The organism is Methanoculleus taiwanensis (assembly GCF_004102725.1).
Classification (GTDB): Archaea; Halobacteriota; Methanomicrobia; order Methanomicrobiales; family Methanoculleaceae; genus Methanoculleus_A; species Methanoculleus_A taiwanensis.
In genome coordinates this window covers 110,967-132,446 of sequence record NZ_LHQS01000004.1, presented here as the reverse complement: position 1 = coordinate 132,446, position 21,480 = coordinate 110,967, and the positions used below count along the sequence as shown (strand labels likewise).

The following is a 21,480-nucleotide window of genomic DNA, read 5'->3' as shown; positions in this document are numbered from 1 at the left end:
ATTCCCCGAATTAACGGGGTTTTTGCATGCGGGAAGTGTTTGCAACCATGTTTGCAACCCCCTTTGCAACACCATGTACAACAGGGTTGCAACCGGCATCCGGCCGCTGCCCGATCACCGGAGATTCGAGCGGGCCGGCCGGTGCGACATCTGTGATACCGGTCCGCCGCTTGCCGCTCCCGCGAGGTGCGGATGACTGTCTGCGGGGGGTGGTATGCACAGCGTGTGCGGAAGTGGGACGCGAAGGAGGACGCGGGGGTCGCCCTCTCATCTGGTGAAAAACGGGCAAATCTGGCTCATTTTTCGATTTTAGTGGCATTTCCTGAGGCAGAATCCCGGAATTAAAATCGGGCGAAGCACGTCGCTCTGAATCCCGAAATGTGCCAGGATCGCGAGGCCATATCTGCGATATGAGCGACGGTAATTTTTGAGGGTGTTTTCCCATGGCTGGCTCCGAGATCGGCCGTATGAGGGCTTCTGTGGGGGTGGTTTTTTCGGGTGGGATGGGGAGGATGCAGGAGCACGGACGGCGCTCCCCTTACCGGAGCTCCCAGGATGCCGCTCCGCCGATCAGCTCAACGCTCCCTGTTGGGCGGCTGTCCGGGTTTAGCTGTAGCATTCCGGAGCCGCCGGGGATCAGACCCTTGACGGTGATCGCCGATCGGTTGACCCCGTCGATGATCGTCCTGCCGTCGACGTTGAGCAGGGTCTCTGCACTCTTCCCGTCGACGACGAGGGTGAGCGTGGACTCGACATCCGTATAGCCGATGATATCGGCCCCCGTCCACCGGATGCGCCCTTCGGCGACCTGTTCTCCTGCTATGGAGAGGGCGACGTCGTCGAACTCGAAGGTCTCGATCGCCGTCGGGGAGATAGTGATCCAGCCCTGCTGGTCGCCCACGATCGCCATCCTGACGGTTTCACCCGGCCAGGGGCTGTAGCGCCTCCCGTCGACGATGATCGACCCCCAGGCGTCGGTGACCCGGAACTGGAGGTAAGTCCCGTCTGCAATATGCCACTTCCCGGACTGCTTTTGGAGGGAGATCTCGGCGTAGCCCTTCGGTGGTGTAACGATAACATAACCGTCCTTTGTTACGGTATCGTTTCCGTAGCCGTTCGCGGCGGTGAGCGAGACGGTATAGGTGCCGGCGGCGGTATAGGTGTGCACCGGGTTCTGCACGGAGCCGCCGGATGCGTCGCCGAAGTTCCAGAGCCACGACGTTGGACTGCCTGTCGAACGGTCGGTGAACCGGACGGTGAGCGGTGCTGTTCCGCCCGCTGTATCTGCGGTGAAGGCTGCCGCCGGGGGTATGCCGGGCGTCGGCGTCGGTGTTGCCGTGGTCGGAGCAGCGGTGGTCGGTACCGTTGTGGGTACGGTCGGGAAGGTGGGTATGGGCGACTGCCGGTCAGGGTCGAGCTCCTGGGAGACCAGCAGTACCGGTGACCGTCCACCGGTGTAGATGATCTGGACGAGATCGGGCGGGACGGTCTCCCCGGTGCCGGGGTCGAAGAGGACCTCTCCGATATGCCAGACCCCGCCATCATCGCCGCCGACGATCGAACAGAATCCGGTCCGATCGACGCCGTCAACCCTGACCATAAACGTCCCCCACTGGAGCGGGTCGCCGCCGTCATGCCTGATAAAGAGCGCCGTGCTCTCATTGGTGATGGCCGCGTCAAGCCGCGGGATGATCATCGGCGGCGGCTGCGAGAGCATGGCAAGAGCGAGGAGCGCTACTCCGAGGGCGATGATGCCGATGAGGATGACGGCGCCGAGGGGTTCGGAGACGGCGCGGGTGGTAAGCGGTGATCTGTGCATGGAGCGGCTCTATGGTGTCGCTTCGGTAACGCCCGGCGGGGGGATGCCTGTTCCATCCTGAGTGACTGAGTAGAGGACGTATGATCCTCCGTCGCCGTCATAGACGATGATGATTGTGGCAGGGGTGGTTAGATCCGGGAAGTCATAGGAGAGTGTCTCCCCGGGTTCCCATAATCCGTCGCCATCGGACTGAGCCCATCCCTGGATCTGATTGGTGGTCAGGTCGAGATCGTCGTGATCAATGCCGTCGATCAGGATGCGGAGATTATTTTCGTGTATTGAATCTCCACCCATATGCCGGATATACAGGATGTCAGTGTCGTTGAATGCCGTCACCTGCACGCTGGGGAGACTTGTATCTGAAGACAGGATGGGGATGATCGCAAGTGCAACGATGGATACGGCGAGGGTCATGATGGAGATGAGCAGTATGGTGCCTATCAGCTCTGATACCGCATTTTCATCTTCGGACAATCTTGCCTGTATCGCATCGAGCATACTTACTCATCCTCCTTTTGCTAACTATTTTCTACGTGATGCCCGTTATCGTGTCTGCGATGCCGACGATGTAGTTTGGATCGTTCTTCGAGATATCCAGTATCAGCAGTGTCGGTTTTGCTGGCTGCACGTTGGTGAGGGTGATTGGCTTCGTCCATGTACTGTTTATCAGGGGCGTGTTGTTGATGTAGAGCTCGGTATGGAGCGGATTGCTTGGCCCAGACTTTGTCGTAATGTCTACGGATGAATCGAACTCGTTGAACCCGTAGAGTCTCCCTCCGACGATGTAACTGTATACCTTTCCTTTGCTATTTGCCATTCTGACGTTATTCTTATAGATTGAAACGTCGGTCGCGAAGGTATGCCACCCTCCGTTTCCGATGGCAAAGAAGCGCATCTCTGAGTTGGCAAGTTTGATGCTCACCGTATCGCCGATGCTGAAGGATATCCTGTCCGGAGTTTCCCCTATATTATTCACGGTCAGCTCCAGGTAAGAATTCGCTTTCGAGATAGTAAAGTTGAAGAAACCGTTGTTTCCCCAGACGTCGCTCTGGCTCAGGACGTTCTGATACAGGTAGATCGAGTTGCTCTCAAGCTGCTCGACGAACTGGTCTACCACCCAGGCGTCGAGTTCGTCCTGGTCGTCAAAGCTCAGGGTGATATTCCCCGTCGGCGGCGTCACTCCCGGGCCTGCAGGGGTATCAGGGCCTCCCGTCCGGATCTCACCGGTCAGTGACGCCGACTTCAGGAGCACCGATCCGCCTCCGCCGGTATACATGATGGCGACCCGATGTGGAACGGTCGCCACTGGATATTGCAGCGTCTCCCCGACAACACACGGCCACGCTCCGTCGCCGCCGGTGATCGTCGCAGCGCTATTGGGTAGAGTGATGCCGTCGACGACGACTGAAAAGTCCCCCTCTTGCAACGGGTCGCCGCCGTTATGCTTGATCAGGACGGTCGAGGAGGTATTTCCGATGAGGACGTTGATATTCGGCACCTCGTCGGGCAGCGGCTGTGAGGTTATCGTGACCATAATGATGCCGACACCGACAACCAGCACGCCGAGCAGGAGGACGACGGCGATGAGTTCTGAGACTGCATTGTCACGGAATTTTTGAGCCATGTTAAACTTTTACCACCCAAAACTGGTTCCTCGATGATCCGGTGAAAATGATTATAGGATTGTTTCGTCTCCGTCTATGGAGTATTTCTCTGCTGTACCCATGAATACGGCCTCTTGTCCGTTCCCCTGGTGGGTGTCAATGAAAAATAAGCCGCTATCTGCCGGTCTGATATTGGTGAGGATCACAGGCGGATCGTTTGAACAGGCTAGTACCTGGTCTCCGCCGACATACATCATTGTGTAGGAGTTTCCATGACCCTGTGAACTTAAAGTAAGTGCCGATGAAAAGTCCCTGTATCCGTCGATTAGAAGGCTTGAAAGATGACCGCCCCGCTGCACACCATCCACATCGACATAGAGTTGGCTGCCCGATACGCTGAACACTGTGAGCTGATCAGCTGTCCCGACAACATTCACCTGTGCATTGCCGCTCGTTCTGACTGTTATCTCCTCGCCTTCATTCAGTGCGCCGCTATATGGCGATCCGCCGCCGTGTGTTTTCAGCCAGCCAGAACCACTAACAGTAAACATAAATGATCCGCTAACCGATCCGGCCGACTTCTCGCAGGCATAGAGAATCAACATTTCATCCTGACCTGCTGGCGGTGTCGGCGTCGGCGTCGGTGTGGATGTACCGGTTTCATCCACGAACACATCCGGTGACGGGAGTTCCTCCTCGTCACCGGGCATGCCGAGGTCAAGGGACTTGAGCATGGCGGCTGCCGATCCTGTGGTGTACATGATCTTGATGGAGGCCGGTTCGTCGTCGGCAACGAAGGTGGTCGTATCGCCGATCGACCAGACGTCGTCGGACGATCCCGAACAACTGGTCACAGTTATCTCTTCCCCGTCTGCATTGAAAGCCTGGATCTCGAATTCGCCTGCAGAAATTGTGTCCCCGCCGTTGTGAAACAGGGTGATGTTGTAGTGCGTGGCATTGCACTGGTCGCACCCGATGATGATGTCGACGTTCGGTATCTCATCAGGTGTATCCTGGGATGTTACCGTCACTCCGACGACGGCGATGCCTATCACCGCGACGGTGACGATCAGCATAACACCGATATTCCCGGAGATCCCATGGTCGTTCTTAAATTTCATACACATATTTCTCATCTCCGTCTGGTTTTCAGAGTCCTCACGCTATGCTGTTGTAATCTCCTGTAGAATGGCGCTGTATGATGCGGTGGTCACCTTGAGGTTCACGTACCGCGTTGTTGGGTTTAGAATCGCAATGCTTGCCCAATCATCGTCACTTGAGATGGTGTAATTGGTGCTGGGGAGATAGCCGCGGGCCGCAGCATCGGAAAAGGCGTGCTCCCAAAGCTCTGCTGTCCCCTGTCTGTCCCAGACCTCTCTGGCAGTCGCGTCATCTGCGGAGACCTTGATGGTGACGTTATGCGCATTCCCTGTGGTGGGTGTGACGGTCTGCAGGCCGTTCTTTAGCCGGGTGTCGAGCCGGGCGACTCCTTTACCGGCAGTCTCCTGGTAGCCGTACATCTGAAGAGCCACAATTTCGACGGTTATGTCGTCATTGGTGGTTTTATAGCAGGAAATTGGCGGCGAGAGCCGGACTGTCGCCCCTCCGTCCTGGGCGAGGAAGAGGGCGCCCAGCTGGTAGTAATAGGTCTGCTCTATCCAGTAGTTATTGGCAGACGCAAACTGAACGGCTCCCATCTCTTTTGGGAAACCGGCGACCGTCGTGCCGTCATATTCTATTGTAATATTCTCTGTTCCACGACGGTTCACGTTAATAGCGCCCGAAGATGGAATCGGTGCGAGCACCGGGAAGATCATCCCGCCGCCCTGGGTATAGCCACCCTCGGTGGAAAGGTCGAAGGAGGTGCTGAGAGTCACGCCGGTCTGGTTATTCGTCCAGAGCGAATCGAGGGCGATCTTATAATCGATGAACCGGTCTTTCACCGCGTTCATATGGAGGATCTCGTTCTCGCGCCCGATCGCCGGCACGCCGTAGAGCTGGTAGAGTGAGAGAGCAAGGACAATGACTCCCAGTATCAGCACGAATCCGACAACTTCCGAGAGACCGTCGTCACGGTGGGCGGGCGGCATAAGAGATACGTGAATTTTCAGCGGGGGGCTATATAACTCTTCTGGAAAGATCCGCGACGTTTCCCTGGACGTTTTATAAAATCCATTTCCATAAATCCCTTATTTTCGATCGAAATGCCCACCTCAGAGCCGCTCCAAGGCTTTTTGATATCAGGCGTGCAACAGTTATGGATGCCTATGGGAGAGGTTCCGCGGCTTGCCCGCGAGGTGGACGGGGTGATGCTTTCGAGCGGATGCGTCCTCTGCCACGAGGGTGCGAAACTGGTGCTCTTCGTGACGGGACGCTGCCGCCGCACCTGCTGGTACTGTCCGCTCTCCCGCGAGCGGAAGGGCAAAGACGCCGCCTATGCGAACGACCGGCGCATCGAGAGCCCGGAGGATATCCTCGCCGAGGCGGAGATCATGAGCGCGCTCGGCACCGGGGTTACGGGTGGAGAACCGCTGCTCGTCCTCGACAGGGTGATCGAGTACTGCCGGCTCCTGAAACAGACCTATGGGCCGGAGCACCAGATCCACATGTACACCGGGATAGCGCCCGATGAAGAGACGCTCCGGCGGCTCAGCGGGCTTGTCGACGAGATCCGCCTCCACCCGCCGCAGGAGGACTGGCCGACGATCACCGAGAGCGAGTGGGCGGCATCCGCACGGAAGGCGCGGGAGCTGGGCTTTGAGATCGGGATCGAGGTGCCGGCGCTCCCCGGGCTCGAGCACCTCGAAGCAATCCTGCCGCTCCTTGACTTCCTGAACATCAACGAACTCGAGTGGGGGGATACCTGCGCCGCCGCGATGCGCGAGCGGGGGTATGAAACCGAGGACGGCCTCCACAACGCAGTCTCGGGCTGCCGCTCCTGGTCGGAGACGCTCGCGAAGAATCTGAAGGTGCACTGGTGCTCCTCGTCGTTTAAGGACTCGGTGCAGCTACGGGAACGATTAAAACGTATTGCTGGCAATACTGCCCGACCGTTCGACGAGATCACCGACGACGGGACGATCGTCTACGGCGTGCTGGAATCCGCCCAGCTACCGGGCGACTTCCTCCCGCTTCTCGAGGAGGAAGGCTACGAGCGTCTCGGCGACCGGATCGAGACGGCATGGTGGCTGCTCGTCGAACACGCGGCCGATCTTCCCGGAAAGAAGGAGATCGTCGAACGCTACCCGAACGGAGGAATGATTGTGGAGGTGACCCCGGTCTGAAGGCGCGCAAGGGCATGGAGGCGCTGTACGAGCGTCTCCTGCGGCTGCAGATCAGGTACGTGCCCCGGCACATCGCGGTGATCCAGGACGGGAACCGCCGGTTCGCGAAGACCCACGGTATGCAGAACGCCGAAGGGCACAAGCTCGGTGCCGACACCACCGAGAAGGTCCTCGACTGGGCGTCGGAGCTCGGGATCAAGTACATCACGCTCTACGCCTTCTCGACCGAGAACTTCCGGCGTGAGACGGACGAACTCGACGCCCTCTTCTCGCTCTTCAAGGAGAAGTTCCGTGCCGTCATGGCCGACGAGCGGGTTCACCGGAACAAGATCCGGGTGCAGATGATCGGCGACCGCTCCCTCCTCCCGGCCGATCTCCTGCAGACGGTAAAAGAGGCCGAGGAGACCACCCGGGAGTATACCGGCTACTATGTAAATATTGCCCTTGCGTACGGCGGCAGGAACGAGATCGTCCACGCCGCCCGCTCGATCCTCCGGGAGGTGAAGGACGGCCTCCTGACGGCGGGGGATATCGACGCGGATCTCGTGGAAGGGCATCTCAACCGCGGAATGCACATCCCTCCCGTCGACCTGATCGTCCGGACCGGGAACGACTGCCGGACCTCGAACTTCCTGCCGTGGCTCGCGAACGGGCACGAGTCCGCGGTCTACTTCTGCGCACCCTACTGGCCGTCGTTTAGGAAGATCGATCTCCTGCGGGCGATGCGGGTCTACGACCAGAGGATGCGGCTAAAGGAACGGTTACAGAACCGGAACGCCGAATAATCTCTTTTCCGGCGCCGGTTACGTTCCGAAACGGCGGGCTCGTGACTGATAGTCGCGCAACGCCCGCAAAAAGTCGACTTTTCGAAGCAGCGCCCAGTTGACGTCGAGGAAGAAGAGTTCCGAGTAGACCGACTGCCAGATGAGAAAATCGGTCAGGTGGTCGCCGCCGGTCTTGATAACGAGATCGGGCTCGTACGGAAAGGTGAGGCACGACTCGATCAGTTCCTCGTCGACATCCTCGGGATTCACCCCGCTCTCCGCCATCTTCCGGATGCAGTTCGTGATCTCCTCCCGGCCGCTCTTTCCGATCGCCACCGTCACATCGATTCCGCTGCCGGTAACCTCCTCCTGTTCGCCGTAGTGTATGGTCAGGCGGGCTATCCCACCGATAGAACGAATCCCGGGGAGGTGCCCGATGAGCCGTTCCGGGTTCTCCGTGCTGATATGGAACATGACATGTTCGATACCGAGTTCGATGCACCATTCGGTTATCGTATACAGGTTCTCCGGCGCCCCGACAAGATCCTCTTCGGTAATCATGAAGCAGACCCGTCCGGGGAGGGAGGAGAGGTTCCTCTGAAGGATCTTCTCATACAGCCAGTAGATCACGAGTCACCACTCCAGCAGCCCGGCAAGCGTAGAGGTATTGAGAATGTCGGGAGCCGTGCACCATCCGCGCCGTGCGAGTGTGATGCCGTAGCGCATATTGGAAAACTCTGACGTTCTGTGGCTGTCTGTCCCTATTGTCAGTTTCACTCCTTTTTCCTTGGCCTGTCTGATATAAATATCATCCAGATCGAGCCGGTGCGGGGAGGCGTTTATCTCGAGTGCCGTCCCCACCTCCGCCGCCCGTTCGATCACCCGCGCAAGGTCGACCGCGTAAGGCGGCCGTCGGCCAAGGAGCCTGCCGGTCGGGTGACCGACGATATCGACATGCTCGTTCTCGACCGCCGAGAGGATACGCCGGGTGATCTGATCCTCCTCCTGCTGGAAACCCGAGTGGACGGAGGCTATCACGAGATCGAGATCGGCGAGCATCTTGCCGGGAAGGCCGAGGGCTCCGTCGCTTTTGATATCGACCTCGACGCCGGAGAGGAGTGTGCAGGTGTGCCTCCGGTTGGTATGCTCGATCTCGCTCTGCTGCCGTTGCAGGGCATCGGTATCGAGCCCTCGGGCGACGCCGAGGCTCGACGAGTGATCGGTGATGAGGATATACTCGTAGCCGAGTTCATCGCCCCGCACCGCGATCTCCTCGAGCGTCTGGCGCCCGTCGCTCCATCTCGTATGGGAGTGCAGATCGCCCCGCACATCCGGGAGATCGACGAGGGAGGGAAGTGCTCCTGCGAGAGCCAGCTCGACCTCGCCTCTATCCTCGCGGAGCTCGGGGGGGACGTAATCCATCTTGAGTTCCCGGAAGAGTCCTTCTTCATCTGCGAAGGTCTGCAGTCTTCCCGAACTCCTCTCCTCAAGACCGTACTCGTTCAGGGTATATCCGCCCGAATTGGCAACCGCCCGTATCCTGATATTGAAAGCCTTGGATCCGGTCAGGTACATGAGCATCGCCCCGTATATCTCAGGAGTGGCATACCGGATATCCACCCGTCTGCCTCCGATGCGAAGTGATGTCTTTCTGCTGCCGTCGTCGATCACCTCGTCGGCGACGGCCGTAAGCCGGGGTCTGACGGCATCCCGTTCTTCAAGCGTCACGATGTCGATATCGCCGACGGTGGAAAGGCCGCGGCGATAACTCCCGGCGACGGTGAAGGTGCCCGGGAGAAGGACGCCTGTCGCGGCGTTGACGATCGCGTCGGCCTCCGCTCTGGTCATGCGGCCGTTCTTCTGCTGGAAACGGTCGATCGCCCGGAGTATATTCTCCTCTTTCTTCGCTCCGAACCCCTTCACCGCCCGAATCCGGTGGTTCCTGGCCGCTTTATCCAGGTCGCCGACGCTCAGAATCCCGAGTTTCTTCCAGAGGAGATTGATGGTCTTCGGGCCGACGCTGTCGAGCGCCAGGAGCTCGATGAGGGAATCCGGTATCTCCGCCCGGAGTTCGTCGAGTTCGCGAAACGTTCCGGTCTCTTCGATCTCGCCTATCTTCCGGGCGATCTGGCGGCCGATACCCCGGAGCGCGACGAGTTCTTCTTCGCCTCTGCCTGCCACGGGTTCGCTCTGCCGCTCGACCTCCTGCGCCGCCCGGTAATACGGCCTGATCTTGAACGGGTCGTCCCCGGAGATCTCGAGGAGCTGACCCATGAAGGTGAGCACTCCGGCGACCTGCCTGTTCGTGACCTGCTGCGGATCAGAGCGCTCCATGCATAACAATCATCCGAGGGTGTATATAGTAGTTCACGGCGGAGACGGGGTGCGCCTCTGGAACATCTGCCTGCATCAAAATCCATAACATCGTTGACGACGAAAAAAGAGAGAATGCATCCTTCGACCTGCGAAGACTACCTTGAGGCGATTCACAATACTGTTCCGGGGAACCAGCGCCCGGTTACGTTCGCCGAGATAGCGGAGGCGCTCGGGGTCGATCCGGCAGCCGTCGAGGCAACGGTTCCGGCACTCGCACAGGAAGGATACCTGACCCTGCACGGGGACGGCAGTGTCCTGCTGACCGAGAAGGGCAGAGAGCGTGCAGCGAAGGTGGTCCGGAAACACAGCGTCCTGCAATGTTTCCTGACCGAGATGCTCGGGATCGATACCGATGCCGCCTCACGCGAAGCGTGTACGCTCGAGCACGAGATCTCCGACGAGACGATCGATCGCCTCTCATCGTATCTCGATTGCCGAAAACCGGGTCATGCACCCCGGCGGCGGTGCGGGCGGGCGGCGGCATCGCTTCTCGACTTCGACGAAGGGGATACTCTCCGGGTTACCATGCTCAAACGACCCGGGTGCAACCGGCGGCTTATGGATCTTGGCATCCTTCCCGGTGAGGTGGTCGAGCTCCGGAGAAAGCTCCCGAATCGGTCGGTTATGGTACGGGTAAAGGGGTGCGATATCGCGATCAGCCCCGAGATCGCCGAATCGATCTTCGTGGAGCCGTCCCGATGAAGACTGCCCTGATAGGAAACCCGGGCGTGGGGAAATCCCTGATCTTCAACCAGCTGACGGGGCTCGGCGTAGAGGTGAGCAACTACCCGGGAACGACCGTGGAACTCCAGCGGGGCAATACCTGCTACCGGCGCGAGATCGTCGAACTCGTCGACCTCCCGGGAGTATACTCGCTCGACGGCACCTCCGACGAAGAACTCCTGGTGCAGCGGTTCCTCGGCCAGCAGGGAGCCGACGCGCTCATCGCCGTGCTGAACGTCACCAGGCTTGAGAGAAATCTGTACCTGCTCCTGCAGGTTGCCGAGTACGGCCTGCCGATGATCGTCGTCCTGAATATGATCGACGAGGCGGCTGACCGTGGTTTTGAGGTCGACGCAGCGGCACTTCGGGATATCCTCGGGGTCGAGGTGCTGCTCACGTCCGCTCTCGAGGGAAAGAACATCGACCGGATCATCCCCTTGGCGCTCGCCGACGCACGGCCTTCGACTGTGGAGGTTCCCTACGACCACCATATAGAAGCGGCCGTCCGGAGTCTGGACAAGATGCTCGGCGCGGAGCGGGTCGAGAGCATGCAGGCGCTCGAAGGGATCGGTGACGACCCTGATCTTCTGGAGGCGGCAAAGACGATTGCTGATGAGATCGAGAGCCGCCACCGGATGACTATCTCCCAGATCATCGCGGCCAACCGGCATAACTTCGCCCGGCAGATCGCCGACGCCATCACCGTCCGGATCGAAGAGCCCGCACCGCCCTTCGACCTCGATCGAATCTTCACCCGGGTCATCCCGGGCATCCCCGTACTGATCGGGGTTCTGCTCACCATGCTCGTCACGGTCTTCATCGTCGGCAGCTGGATTGAAGAGTTTATTGTCACCCTCTTTGATACCTGGGCGATAGCTCCCTTCATGAGCCTTGGCCTCCCGCCGCTCATCGAGACGATCGGGATCTCAATCCTGCTCGCACTCCAGGCAGGGCTCGGGATAGCGTTCCCGTATATCCTCCTCTTCTACATATTCATCTCGATCCTCGAGGACTCCGGGTACATGACCCGGGCGGCGTTCCTCGCCGATAAAGCGATGCATCGGGTCGGGATGCACGGAGGAGCGATCATCCCGATGACGCTCGCTTTCGGGTGCACCGTGCCCGCCATCATGGGTATACGGACGCTCCGGAGCAGGCGTGAGCGGATGATCGCGGCGTTTCTCGTCACCATGGTGCCCTGCTCGGCACGAACGGTCATTATTGCCGGAATCGTCTCGAGTTTCATCGGGATAGCGGCCGCACTCAGCATCTACATCATCGTATTTGCGCTTATTCTTGCGACCGGCCTGATGCTTTCCCGGGTGACGCCGGGTGAGCGGTTCGGGATGATCATGGAGATGGCTCCGCTCCGCCGACCCGACCCGAACCTGGTGCTGAAGAAGTCCTGGTCGCGCCTCTCCGAGTTTCTCTTCATCGCCATGCCGCTCTTGCTCCTCGGGAGCGTCTTCCTCGGCCTGTTCGAGTTCTTCGGTCTGATGAACGCTTTCGCGGCGTTTGCCGCCCCTGTTATGGAGGGACTCCTCGGCCTTCCCGGGTATACCGCGACGGCACTCATCTTCGGCATCCTCCGAAAGGAGATGGCATTCGAGACCCTGGCGATCCTTGCCGGGACTGCCGACCTCGGCGCGGTGCTCTCTGCCCTGCAGCTCTACGTCTTTGCCATCGTTACGGTGCTCTTCGTCCCCTGCCTCTCCACGATCACCGTCCTCAACCGGGAGGTCGGGTCGAGGATAACCCTTGCCGTGAGCCTGTACACGGTCTCGCTCGGGCTTGTCATCGGCGCACTTATAAATCTGGTCCTCACGTAAGATCAGTACAGTATCAATGTACCGCTATACGACGGGCATCCCGGTGGTGGACGACCACTTCCGGGGACTCAAGGCAACCGGCAACATCCTCATTCTGGCTCCTCCGCTCTCCTATGCCGAGCAGATAGCCTACCGGCTTGCATGCCCGGCGGAAGGAGAATGGACGATCGTGATGTCGACCGATGAGCGGGCAAGCGATGTCGTCACGGCGTTAAAGCGGCAGGGAGCGGATAAAAACCGGATCGGTGTCATCGATGCCATCACGAAGTGCTCGGTTCCGACCATCTCAGAATCCGCCCGGGTGAAGTTCGTCACAAGCCCCATGGATCTCACCGGGATGGGGATAAAGTTCTCCAGGATGGCCGAGGATATGTGGAAAGAGAGCGTGACCATGGAGCCTCCGGGCCCTCTTCCCCCGCCGATCCGGTTCTGCATCAACTCGGTCTCGACCCTCCTCATGTACTCCAGGCTTGATGTGGCCTACCGGTTTCTGCACGTCATTACAAACCGCGTGAAAAAACTCGAGGGGCTCGGGATATATCTCCTGAATAACGAGTCCTTCGACGACAAGACGCTCTCCACCATCAAGCAGCTGATGACCCTGATCCTTGAGGTGAAGGCCGTCGATGTCGGGATGACACACCAGTGGTACTTCAGGATCATCGGGATCAACGGGACGACCACGCAGTGGATTCAGTACCACATCGTCGACGGGCAGCTCATCGTTGTATAGCGATCCCTGCGAGAATACATGAAGGTGAATAGATGCTGACGTTTGTAGGCCTTGGACTCTTTGATCTTAAGGACATATCCGTAAAGGGACTCGATGCCGTTCGGAGAGCGGAGTATGTCTACCTTGAATCGTACACCTCCCGGATGATGGGTTCGAGTGTTTCGGAGATGGAAGCGGTCTTTGGAAAAGAGATCGTCCTTCTCGGGCGGGAGGATGTTGAGCAGCACCCGGATGAGGTGATCCGGCGTGCGCGGGACGGCGACGTGGTCTTCCTCACCGGCGGCGATCCGATGGTCTCGACGACCCACGCGGATCTCAGGATCCGCGCTGCCGGGATGGGTGTCGCGACGTCGATCATCCACGCCTCGTCCATTGCAAGCGCTGTCTGTGGGCTTGCCGGACTGCAGAATTACCGGTTCGGGAAATCCTGTTCTGTCCCGTTCCCGGCGAAGAGCTGGTTTCCGACGACCCCGCTCGAGACGATCCGCCAGAACCTCGCTCTCAACCTGCATACGCTGGTCTACCTCGATATTCAGCCTGACCGGTATATGCGGGTCGGAGAAGCGATAGCGATCATCGAGCGGATGGCGGAGATCCTGGAAACACCTGCTCCGTCGCTGTACGTCGGGATCGCACGGGCGGGCTCCGAGCACCCGCATGTGGCCGCGGGAACGGGCGAACTGCTCAAATCGGTAGACTTCGGGCCGCCGCTCCACATCCTGGTCGTGCCGGCCGATCTCCACCCGGTGGAGCACGAGTACCTCCGGACGTTCGCGGGACTATGAGACTATCGACGTTCGGGGAGGTGTACGGCAGCCGGGTGGAGGCGGCGCGCCCGATCCCTCCTGAAGCGAGCGTGCTCGGAAGGATAGCCGGGGAGGTTCTCGAGATGGCTGCCGCTTACCGGAGCGACGGGTGCACGTTCCTTCGCACCGGTGACCGGGTGAATGCGCTGGCAAGTTTCACCTACGGGCTCGGGTGGCTCGATGCCGGATGCGTTCTCGGGCTCGTCCGGACTGCCGGTGGCGAACGACTGCATCCCGCCGCCATCGCCGATCCGATCCCGGAGGCGCTGGCTGACCGCCTCCACGAGAAGACGACCCGCTACGAACGGATGCTCTCGGAAGCGATCACTGCCGTCGAGACCGGGCCTGACCGGGCAAGCCTGCTCTCCGAAGCGGCGGAGATGGTTGTCGCCGAAGCGAGGCGGGGGCATCTGGACGGAAGTCTGCATCTCCGGAATCAGGAGTACGCGGCCGCGCTTTCCCTCTTCAGTTACGGGTATGGCTGGCTTGACGCCGGCGTTCGTGCCGGCCTGCTCCGGGTCACGGGGCGGCGGGATCTCTTCACGGTATAGGAGAAGATGAAGCGGCCTGTCCCGGGGGAAGGTCGTGAAAACAGCGTTATATAGTATCCGGAAGATACGATAATAGTTCAGCCTCTGATATTTTTGGTTGTATCACCCGGCGCAAGCGGTTCCCTGATCCCGATCCCGGGAGTCAGACTTCGGCCGGCGGTGTTCTGGAGCGTAATGCATGAAAAAATCTCAGTGGAAGTGGCTTTTAGTCTCGGTCAGTTTCAGCACGCTCGTACTGATTGCGGTCCTCTACTTTACCATCGACGAAACGACCATTGAGTACCTGCAGCAGATCAACCCCTACTACCTCGTCCTCGCGCTGCTGCTGCACGTCGTCGCCCTTGGTTTCTGGGCGCTCCGCATCCAGAAGATGACCGGTTCGCTCGGCTATCGCGTCCGGTTCAGGCATTGCCTCAACCTGGTCTTTGCCAATATGCTGGTTGCGTCGATCACCCCGTCGCAGGCGGGCGGCGAGCCGGTGCGGATTCACGAACTGTACCGTGCCGATGTGAAACTCGGTGATGCAACCGCCGTCGTTATCATGGAACGCGTGCTCGACGGTATCGTCCTCGGCGCGGCCGGTGCATTCGCGATGCTCTTTCTCGGGAGTTACTGGAGCAGCCTTGCCGCAGGTGTCAGTATTATCATGTACGCGGCCTGGGTCTTCATCACGCTCTTCGTTCTCGTCTTCGTCTTCTCCGTAAAGAACCCCGACCACCTCAAGCGGTTTTTGCGGCGGATCTCCGCATGGATCGGGAAGAAGTGGAAGATGAAGCGGATCGAGAGTATCCTCGCGACGGTCGACCGGGAGGTCGATAACTTCCACGAAAGCCTCGTGCGCTTCGTCAACCACGGTAAGGTCGGTCTCCTCTGGGGTTTCTTCTTCACCTGCCTCTTCTGGTTTTCGGAGTTCTTCATCGCATCCCTGCTCCTCATCGGACTCGGCCAACCCCCGTTCTTCATCGAGTCGTTCGTCGTGCAGCTCATTATTGCGATTATCATGATGCTCCCGCTCACGCCGGGCGGTTCGGGGATCGCAGAACTCAGCGCCACGTCGCTGTACGGGCTCTTCGTGAACTCGTCCATCGTCGGGGTCTTCGTCCTCCTCTGGAGGCTTATCCTGTACTACTTCAATATCGCTATCGGCCTTCTTGCAAGCCTCTCGATCGTCCGGCGTGAGATTGTCGTGAGAACCGAGAAGACACGATAGTTCACCCCAAGTATTAAAGCCGATAAGGAGCATGTCAGGTGATCACATGTCTTCTCAGAGTTGCCACGTACAGGGGGTTTTCATGTCCGTCAGTGAGATGGGGGCCGCCCCGACGGTTGTGCTCGATGCTGACGGGAAAGGCACCATCCCGATCTACGTCGGGCTCTGGGAGGCTATCTCCATCAGCAACGCGCTGAATATGGAGATGCTGCCCCGTCCCATCACGCACGACCTCATCATCGAGATGCTCAGACGTTTCGGAATCTCGCTTGATGCCCTTCACATCGACTCGCTCGAGGAAGGGGTCTTCTATGCAAAGCTCGTTCTGAAGCAGGAGAGCCGGACCGAGGTGATGGACTGCCGGCCGAGCGACGGGATAGCCATTGCCCTTCGATACGGCGCTCCCATTCTGATCGATCCGGATGTCATCCAGACGGCGTCGGTGAAGAAGGAGGAACTTCCGAAGATGGTCGATCTGAAGGAGTATCTCTGATCCGCGCTACTCCAAAAGGCAGGTTTCGGTGCCTGAAAAAGTGGATGATTATCTGCGCCGCCCGGCAAGCTCCGAGAGGACTTCGTCGATATCGATATCCGATGCCCGCAGGGCAACGAGGAAATGGAATAAGAGGTCGGCGCCTTCGGATACGGTGCGCTCCCTGACCTGATTCTTCGCGGCGAGGATGAACTCCACCGCCTCTTCGCCTACTTTTTCAAGCGCCTTATCGACGCCCTTGCGGTGCGTCAGAATACTGCTGACATACGAGTTTTCGGATGGGTTCTCTGCACGCTCGCAGATAACTGCCCAGAGCTCGTCGAGCACATCATGCGTCTGCATTCTCCTCCTCCCTTACCTGTATCTCGCCGAGCTCCCGCCCAAGGAACCGTGCTATGAGGAGCCGTGCCTTCTCTATCATGCATCCCCCTTTTCCGATGGCGATGCCGAGATCGCTCTTCCTGACAAATACGTCGGTGCGTCCCTCGGCGGCGGATTGCACCTCCAGAATATCAGCCGGTTTGAATATGTTTTGTACGAATGCTGTGGGTTCCTGGGCGAACTCTACCATCTCAACGCGGCGGCCGAGAACTTTCTGCATCTTCTTGATATTTGCGCCCTTTCTGCCGATCGCAAGTCCCATGTCACCTTCCCTGATGACGTAGATGATGCGGTCGAAGCGTTCGTCGATGATACAATCAACAGCCGTAGCTTTTGTGAGAATCCGGAGCTCTTCGATATATCGTCTTTCTTTAAAGCATATCGTTCGATTCATTGAATTAATCCCCAATGGGCATGATGTGATATCATATGGTCGCTGGGATGATATATAGAGTAAGTACGATATAAAATTCTGGCCGGGAAGACCTCCTTCAGCATTTCTGAAGGATGATCTTGATCGCCGCCCCTTCTCCCGGCTTCCCGGGAACGCGATCTGCAGCCCAGACCCTGCCGCCGTACTGGTTGACCAGTGTCTTGACGATATGCAGGCCGAGGCCGCGGCTTCCCGGCATCTTCTTTCCTCCGCGCGTGAACCGGTCGAAGATATTTGGTTTCAGGGGATCGGGAATCCCTATGCCGTTGTCCGCAACGGTGAGGGTTACGACCTCCTCGGTCTCGAGAGCGGAGATATCGATCTCGACCCTCATTCCGCCGTACTTGATGCTGTTGCTGATGAGGTTTGAGATGATATGCTCGAGGAGGGGGTTTGCCCAGACGGTGCAGTGGCAACCGCTGTAGCGTATGCGGATTCCGCTGTAGCGTCTGATCTGTTCCCGGACGAGCGCATCGAGATCGACAGGGCCAAGCGTCGTCCGGTGCTGGCTGAGGGTATTGAGCAGCTCGACGTTCTTGATGATGTTGATGTTCTGCTCGATGGTGGCCTTGACACGCTGTGCAAGTTCTTCCTCCTCGCCTTCGAGCCGTTCCCGGAGCATCTCGATGATGGTGGCGGCAACCATGCTCGTGTTGTAGATGTCGTTGCTTAAGAGGTCGAGGTACAGATCGGTGACCCGGGTAGTCTCCTGTACCGTCCTTTCAGAGCGGATCCTGTTTGAGATGTCGCGGCTGATACCGCTTGCCGCGACGATCCTTCCTGAGGTATCGTGGAGCGGATGGAGGTCTGTCCGGAATGCCCGCTCCTCGCCGTGCCACATAAATCTCCTCTCCTGTGAGGTGTTCTGTCCGGTATCGATCACCGCTCTCGCAGTGGCTGCAATGAACCCGGCCTCCTCCTCTGGAAACAGGGCGTCCGGGCCTCTTCCGACAAGACTGCCGGGGTCGATGCCGTACTTCTGCGCCTCGTTCCACGAAAACTCCAGAAAGATTCCGTTATGGTCTATCGTGAAGAACATGTCGGGGAGAGCATGCGTCAGCGTCCGGATCTGTTCCTCCGACCGCTGGAGGGAGTTTTCTGCCGCTCGTTTCTCGGTTATGTCGTAGAGCGCCTCGATCGCCCCGATGCGTATTCCGGCGGTGTTGTAGAGCGGAGCTGCGGTGCACGCAACTTGCTTCCCGTTCGTTAAGGGAACACATGATTCGGCATAGATCTGGTCTTTGTTTCTGATGAGGTTTCGATACAGCCCGTCGCCCGGATTTCCCTGGCCGAGTATGTCGTTTATGAGCGTCGGGCGCCGCTCGCCGAAGAGGATCCGGCTGTGCTCGAACCCTCCTCTGCCGACGATCTCCTCGGCCCTGATGCCGGTGAGTTCCTCCATGTTGTGGTTCCAGACACGAATCGTTCCGGCTGTATCAAGCGCGAATGCCGCTTGGGGGATCTGGTTGATGATATCCATATCCCTGCTGTCGTTCGTCATAATCTCCCTGCTTCTCTGTTGATTCGTTCTCACGCTCTCCTCACCCCATGAGATGCTCTCTTCACTGCCTGTAACCTGACTTCCGTTGGCGGTGATGTTCCGGTGTACCTGGCAGGGTATGATTAGTGTATCGGTTCGGGGTACCTGAGTGCCGGGGTGGAGCGGATGGCGGCGCATCCGGCTGCCTGCTCCCCGGGAATGATGCCAAACCCCCTATTTGTGCATATGTCCAATTGCTTCCGGCGTGTTCTGCGCGGTAATTGTGCAATCAAATGTCGTTAAGCGACGGTTAAAACTGTATCTATTTATCTGTCTTGAAATATATCAGGGATCGTATGCCCTACTTATCCTTTTTCATTCATACTCTCGGCAGAGAGGAACGTGAATATCTTTTCTCCTGAGTAATCCCTCCTCCGGCTGATTTAGCCGAAGACATATCCGGCGATGAGATCTCCGGCGGAACGCGAGCGGGAGAGGCCAGGGGTGGCGGGGGCAGTCGGGTGTGGAGATGTGAACCGGTGCCGATCCAGCTGCATCGGCCGATGTACGGGGTATCGCGTCCCCTCCGGAAGGGCCGAGGCGAGGTTCGTCCCGTACCGGGCGCATCCGTGAACCTGCAGGCTTCCCGGTGGAGGCAGAAGCGTTATATTGCCTTTGAATCCGCTAAAATCCTGTAATTGCGGTATCTTTCCAGGCGGGAACTTTAATATGGAGCATCATCAGTACTCTAGTAATGTTCGGGCGGTACGACTATACGTTTCAGATCGACGACGGGGGCATTAAAGCCGGAATTGAGCGGAGAGACGGCCTCTATTGCTATCGGAGGACGTGTGGCGAAAAAAGGTTCGAAAGGCTTCTGGCGTCCGAGTCGGGTGGGATTATCGTCAACCCGGTCGAACCGGTCAACCTCCCGAAAGAGATCACGAACTTCCTGTTGATCGAATTCGATCCGGTACTCGTCGAACCGGGATCGGTCAACCGGTTCTACCTGACGTTTCCGGTTGAGATCGGGGTCTTCGTCGAATCGAAGCGTGATATCGAGGTGCTTGATATCATTGGCCTCGACCACCAGAAGTACACCCTCTACGGGCCGGCGAGTGGCGGTGTCATCGCCCGATGGTACAAGAGCAAGATCTACCCGGATATCCCGGAGGTTCATCCTCTGATGGAGGGGGTAATGGAACTCACCATCCGGAACACCTATCGTGAATGGGTTACGGTATCGCAGGCGGTCTTTGAGAGTTACGATATGAAGCTCTACTACAACGATATCGTCTCGATGACCGCCCAGATGCGGATCATCACTAAAAACCAGGCTGAAACAGATTTTCTCGACACGCCGCTCAAACCCGGGATGAAGAAGTCGATCGAACTCTATACCGCCCGCGGTATCCCGTCGATAAAGAAAGGATTTCTCATGGAGTGGGGATTGGCGTGAACGTAACATCGGTCCTGGAGACTCCGGTCGGCTACGGCACTCTGACGGTCGGAAGCATCCTCTCGGTCATCATTATCCTCATCGTCGGGATAGTGATCGCAAAGATAGTGGCGATGAACGTCAGGAGGGCGCTCCATGAGAGAGTCCCGAAGAACGATCTTGAGATCCTCACAAAGATCATCTACTACGTCATTGTCGCCTGGGCGGTTATCATCGCGCTGCCCTACCTCAGTATCGATCTCTCCGGCCTTCTCGTCGCCGGGGGTATCGCGGGTCTCGTGATCGGTTTTGCGAGTCAGAGCGTTGTCTCGAATCTTATCTCCGGTCTGTTCCTGATGGTAGAACGTCCGATAAAAATAGGAGATAATATCGGTGTCGAGGGGATATCGGGCAACATCGAGGACATTCGGATCCTCTCGACCGTCGTCAAGACCTATGACGGGATTTATGTCCGGATCCCGAACGAGAAGGTCTTCACTTCGAATATCACGAACTACGTGCAGAATGTTGCCCGGCGGTTTGAGTATACGGTGGGGATCCGCTACCAGGACGATGCCGACAGGGCGGTCAGGATCATAAAAGAGGTCATCTGGAACCACCCCTTTGCCCTGAAAAGCCCTGCACCGTCGGTCTACGTCGACTCGCTCGGTGACAACAGCGTCAATATCAGTGTCAAGATCTGGGCGCCGTCGCGGGAGTGGTGGGACGTCAAGACGGATCTTCTCTGGAAGATAAAGATCGAACTCGAACAGAACGGCATCGAGATCCCGTTCCCGCAGAGGACGCTCTGGTTTGCGAACGATCTGAAAGGGGATGTATCGGGGAGGGACGGCGGGAGCTAAGCTCCGCCTTCTTTAGTGGTACCGGTGTACGAATCCTGCTCCGCCGGGAGAGAAAGCATCCGGATATCGCGCCTCCAGCTCCCCTATGCGGTCGGTGCAGTGCGAGGCGGAGAGGTAGGAAACTGCTTCGAGGGCATCCGTATCTTCCTCTGATACGGTGTGAAGCCCGCCGATAACTCCCCATACCGCCCCCCTTTCTGCAACCTTATGAATGATCCTCGCGATATGTGGGTGGGCACACCCCGTGACGATGAGATATCCGTCGGTTCCTTCGATGGCGAGCGCCTGTTCCGGAATCTCGCCGCCGAGAGGGCCTGTCGAGAAGATCCCTTCTGCAAGGGGACTCCACTCTTCGACGATCCGTGGCGGTGTCCGGGCTTCGATCAGATCGAGAGTCTTATTCGAGAATCCTGCAGGTACAAAGACTTCTATCTCCGGGTTTGCACGGAGGACGGCAGCCGCCCCACCGGTGTGATCCCAGTGATCGTGCGAGAGAACCAGTCGCCTGACGGATCCGGGATCGATCCCGAGGCGCTGCATATTCTCGAGCAGCACGTCCCCCTGGCCTCCGGTATCAAAGAGTAGGCCCGCCTCCTGCAGATAGCAGGAGAACCCTTTGGCTGTAACAAGGCCCGGATCATAGCCGATGTTGTTGTAGACCTCGACAATAGTAACCATGCGTTCTGGTTTCAT

The 21,480-nt window shown here is 58.3% G+C and carries 22 protein-coding genes; 11 read left to right on the top strand and 11 right to left on the bottom strand.

Annotation, left to right across the window (positions count from 1 at the left end; all coding sequences use genetic code 11):
* Positions 1-538: 538 nt before the first annotated feature.
* From ABH15_RS13280 to ABH15_RS13260, 5 genes are read right to left on the bottom strand one after another with little or no spacing between them, the layout of a single operon-like run.
* Positions 539-1,819: a PKD domain-containing protein gene (locus tag ABH15_RS13280; protein ID WP_128695079.1), complete on the bottom strand. Its 1,281-nt coding sequence runs from the start codon at positions 1,817-1,819 to the stop codon at positions 539-541.
* A gap of 9 nt (positions 1,820-1,828) precedes the next feature.
* A complete protein-coding gene (locus tag ABH15_RS13275; protein WP_128695078.1) occupies positions 1,829-2,317 on the bottom strand; it encodes a type IV pilin in 489 nt (162 codons plus the stop codon).
* Between the two features lie 31 nt (positions 2,318-2,348).
* Positions 2,349-3,443, bottom strand: a complete 1,095-nt coding sequence (locus ABH15_RS13270; RefSeq protein ID WP_128695077.1) for a type IV pilin — start codon at positions 3,441-3,443, stop codon at positions 2,349-2,351.
* 51 nt (positions 3,444-3,494) lie between these two features.
* Positions 3,495-4,544 (bottom strand): type IV pilin N-terminal domain-containing protein, encoded by a 1,050-nt coding sequence (locus ABH15_RS13265; protein ID WP_164913767.1) that lies wholly within the window; start codon positions 4,542-4,544, stop codon positions 3,495-3,497.
* A gap of 42 nt (positions 4,545-4,586) precedes the next feature.
* Positions 4,587-5,513 (bottom strand): DUF7289 family protein, encoded by a 927-nt coding sequence (locus tag ABH15_RS13260; RefSeq protein WP_128695075.1) that lies wholly within the window; start codon positions 5,511-5,513, stop codon positions 4,587-4,589.
* Between the two features lie 171 nt (positions 5,514-5,684).
* On the opposite strand from ABH15_RS13260, the gene ABH15_RS13255 reads away from it, so the two are divergent.
* A complete protein-coding gene (locus tag ABH15_RS13255; RefSeq protein WP_241648132.1) occupies positions 5,685-6,707 on the top strand; it encodes a radical SAM protein in 1,023 nt (340 codons plus the stop codon).
* 14 nt (positions 6,708-6,721) lie between these two features.
* The gene (uppS, locus tag ABH15_RS13250) at positions 6,722-7,492 is read left to right on the top strand and encodes a polyprenyl diphosphate synthase (protein WP_128695074.1); all 771 of its coding nucleotides are present in this window, start codon (positions 6,722-6,724) and stop codon (positions 7,490-7,492) included.
* Between the two features lie 18 nt (positions 7,493-7,510).
* Here uppS and ABH15_RS13245 read toward each other — a convergent pair whose 3' ends face one another.
* Both ABH15_RS13245 and polX read right to left on the bottom strand, forming a co-directional pair.
* On the bottom strand, positions 7,511-8,101 hold the full coding sequence (locus ABH15_RS13245; protein WP_128695073.1) for an undecaprenyl diphosphate synthase family protein: 591 nt from the start codon (positions 8,099-8,101) through the stop codon (positions 7,511-7,513).
* Positions 8,102-8,104: 3 nt separating this feature from the next.
* Positions 8,105-9,805 carry a DNA polymerase/3'-5' exonuclease PolX gene (polX, locus tag ABH15_RS13240; protein ID WP_128695072.1) on the bottom strand — a complete coding sequence of 567 codons (1,701 nt, stop codon included), beginning with the start codon at positions 9,803-9,805 and terminating at the stop codon, positions 8,105-8,107.
* 114 nt (positions 9,806-9,919) lie between these two features.
* Here polX and ABH15_RS13235 point away from each other — a divergent pair, with 114 nt between their 5' ends.
* The 7 genes from ABH15_RS13235 (at position 9,920) to ABH15_RS13200 (ending at position 16,192) form a co-directional block, all read left to right on the top strand.
* The gene (locus ABH15_RS13235) at positions 9,920-10,549 is read left to right on the top strand and encodes a metal-dependent transcriptional regulator (protein WP_128695071.1); all 630 of its coding nucleotides are present in this window, start codon (positions 9,920-9,922) and stop codon (positions 10,547-10,549) included.
* Positions 10,546-12,399 (top strand): ferrous iron transport protein B, encoded by a 1,854-nt coding sequence (gene feoB / locus ABH15_RS13230; protein ID WP_128695070.1) that lies wholly within the window; start codon positions 10,546-10,548, stop codon positions 12,397-12,399. The genes ABH15_RS13235 and feoB overlap by 4 nt, the downstream gene beginning before the upstream one ends.
* 16 nt (positions 12,400-12,415) lie before the next feature.
* Positions 12,416-13,132 (top strand): RAD55 family ATPase, encoded by a 717-nt coding sequence (locus ABH15_RS13225; RefSeq protein ID WP_128695069.1) that lies wholly within the window; start codon positions 12,416-12,418, stop codon positions 13,130-13,132.
* A gap of 32 nt (positions 13,133-13,164) precedes the next feature.
* Positions 13,165-13,917, top strand: coding sequence for a diphthine synthase (gene dph5, locus ABH15_RS13220; protein WP_128695068.1), 753 nt, complete (start codon positions 13,165-13,167; stop codon positions 13,915-13,917).
* Positions 13,914-14,489, top strand: a complete 576-nt coding sequence (locus tag ABH15_RS13905; protein WP_206633459.1) for a DUF357 domain-containing protein — start codon at positions 13,914-13,916, stop codon at positions 14,487-14,489. Before dph5 ends, ABH15_RS13905 begins: the two co-directional genes overlap by 4 nt.
* 178 nt (positions 14,490-14,667) lie before the next feature.
* Entirely contained in the window at positions 14,668-15,699 is a 1,032-nt protein-coding gene (locus ABH15_RS13205; RefSeq protein ID WP_128695067.1) for a lysylphosphatidylglycerol synthase transmembrane domain-containing protein, read from the top strand.
* 82 nt (positions 15,700-15,781) lie between these two features.
* Positions 15,782-16,192, top strand: a complete 411-nt coding sequence (locus ABH15_RS13200; RefSeq protein WP_241648131.1) for a bifunctional nuclease family protein — start codon at positions 15,782-15,784, stop codon at positions 16,190-16,192.
* A gap of 48 nt (positions 16,193-16,240) precedes the next feature.
* Here the strand turns inward: ABH15_RS13200 and hisE are convergent, their stop codons facing one another.
* The 3 genes from hisE to ABH15_RS13185 all read right to left on the bottom strand — a co-directional run bounded on the left by hisE (position 16,241) and on the right by ABH15_RS13185 (position 18,540).
* Positions 16,241-16,534: a phosphoribosyl-ATP diphosphatase gene (gene hisE / locus ABH15_RS13195; protein ID WP_128695065.1), complete on the bottom strand. Its 294-nt coding sequence runs from the start codon at positions 16,532-16,534 to the stop codon at positions 16,241-16,243.
* On the bottom strand, positions 16,521-16,967 hold the full coding sequence (locus tag ABH15_RS13190; protein WP_128695064.1) for a NusA-like transcription termination signal-binding factor: 447 nt from the start codon (positions 16,965-16,967) through the stop codon (positions 16,521-16,523). The genes hisE and ABH15_RS13190 overlap by 14 nt, the downstream gene beginning before the upstream one ends.
* A gap of 97 nt (positions 16,968-17,064) precedes the next feature.
* Positions 17,065-18,540, bottom strand: coding sequence for a PAS domain-containing sensor histidine kinase (locus tag ABH15_RS13185; protein WP_241648129.1), 1,476 nt, complete (start codon positions 18,538-18,540; stop codon positions 17,065-17,067).
* A gap of 700 nt (positions 18,541-19,240) precedes the next feature.
* Here ABH15_RS13185 and ABH15_RS13180 point away from each other — a divergent pair.
* Together ABH15_RS13180 and ABH15_RS13175 are read left to right on the top strand one after the other, a co-directional pair.
* Positions 19,241-19,945, top strand: coding sequence for a DUF432 domain-containing protein (locus tag ABH15_RS13180; RefSeq protein ID WP_128695063.1), 705 nt, complete (start codon positions 19,241-19,243; stop codon positions 19,943-19,945).
* Positions 19,942-20,787, top strand: a complete 846-nt coding sequence (locus ABH15_RS13175) for a mechanosensitive ion channel family protein (RefSeq protein WP_338323540.1) — start codon at positions 19,942-19,944, stop codon at positions 20,785-20,787. Before ABH15_RS13180 ends, ABH15_RS13175 begins: the two co-directional genes overlap by 4 nt.
* Before the next feature lie 12 nt (positions 20,788-20,799).
* Here the strand turns inward: ABH15_RS13175 and ABH15_RS13170 are convergent, their stop codons facing one another.
* Complete coding sequence (locus tag ABH15_RS13170; protein ID WP_128695062.1) at positions 20,800-21,465, bottom strand: MBL fold metallo-hydrolase; 666 nt, start codon at positions 21,463-21,465, stop codon at positions 20,800-20,802.
* Between the last annotated feature and the right edge of the window lie 15 nt (positions 21,466-21,480).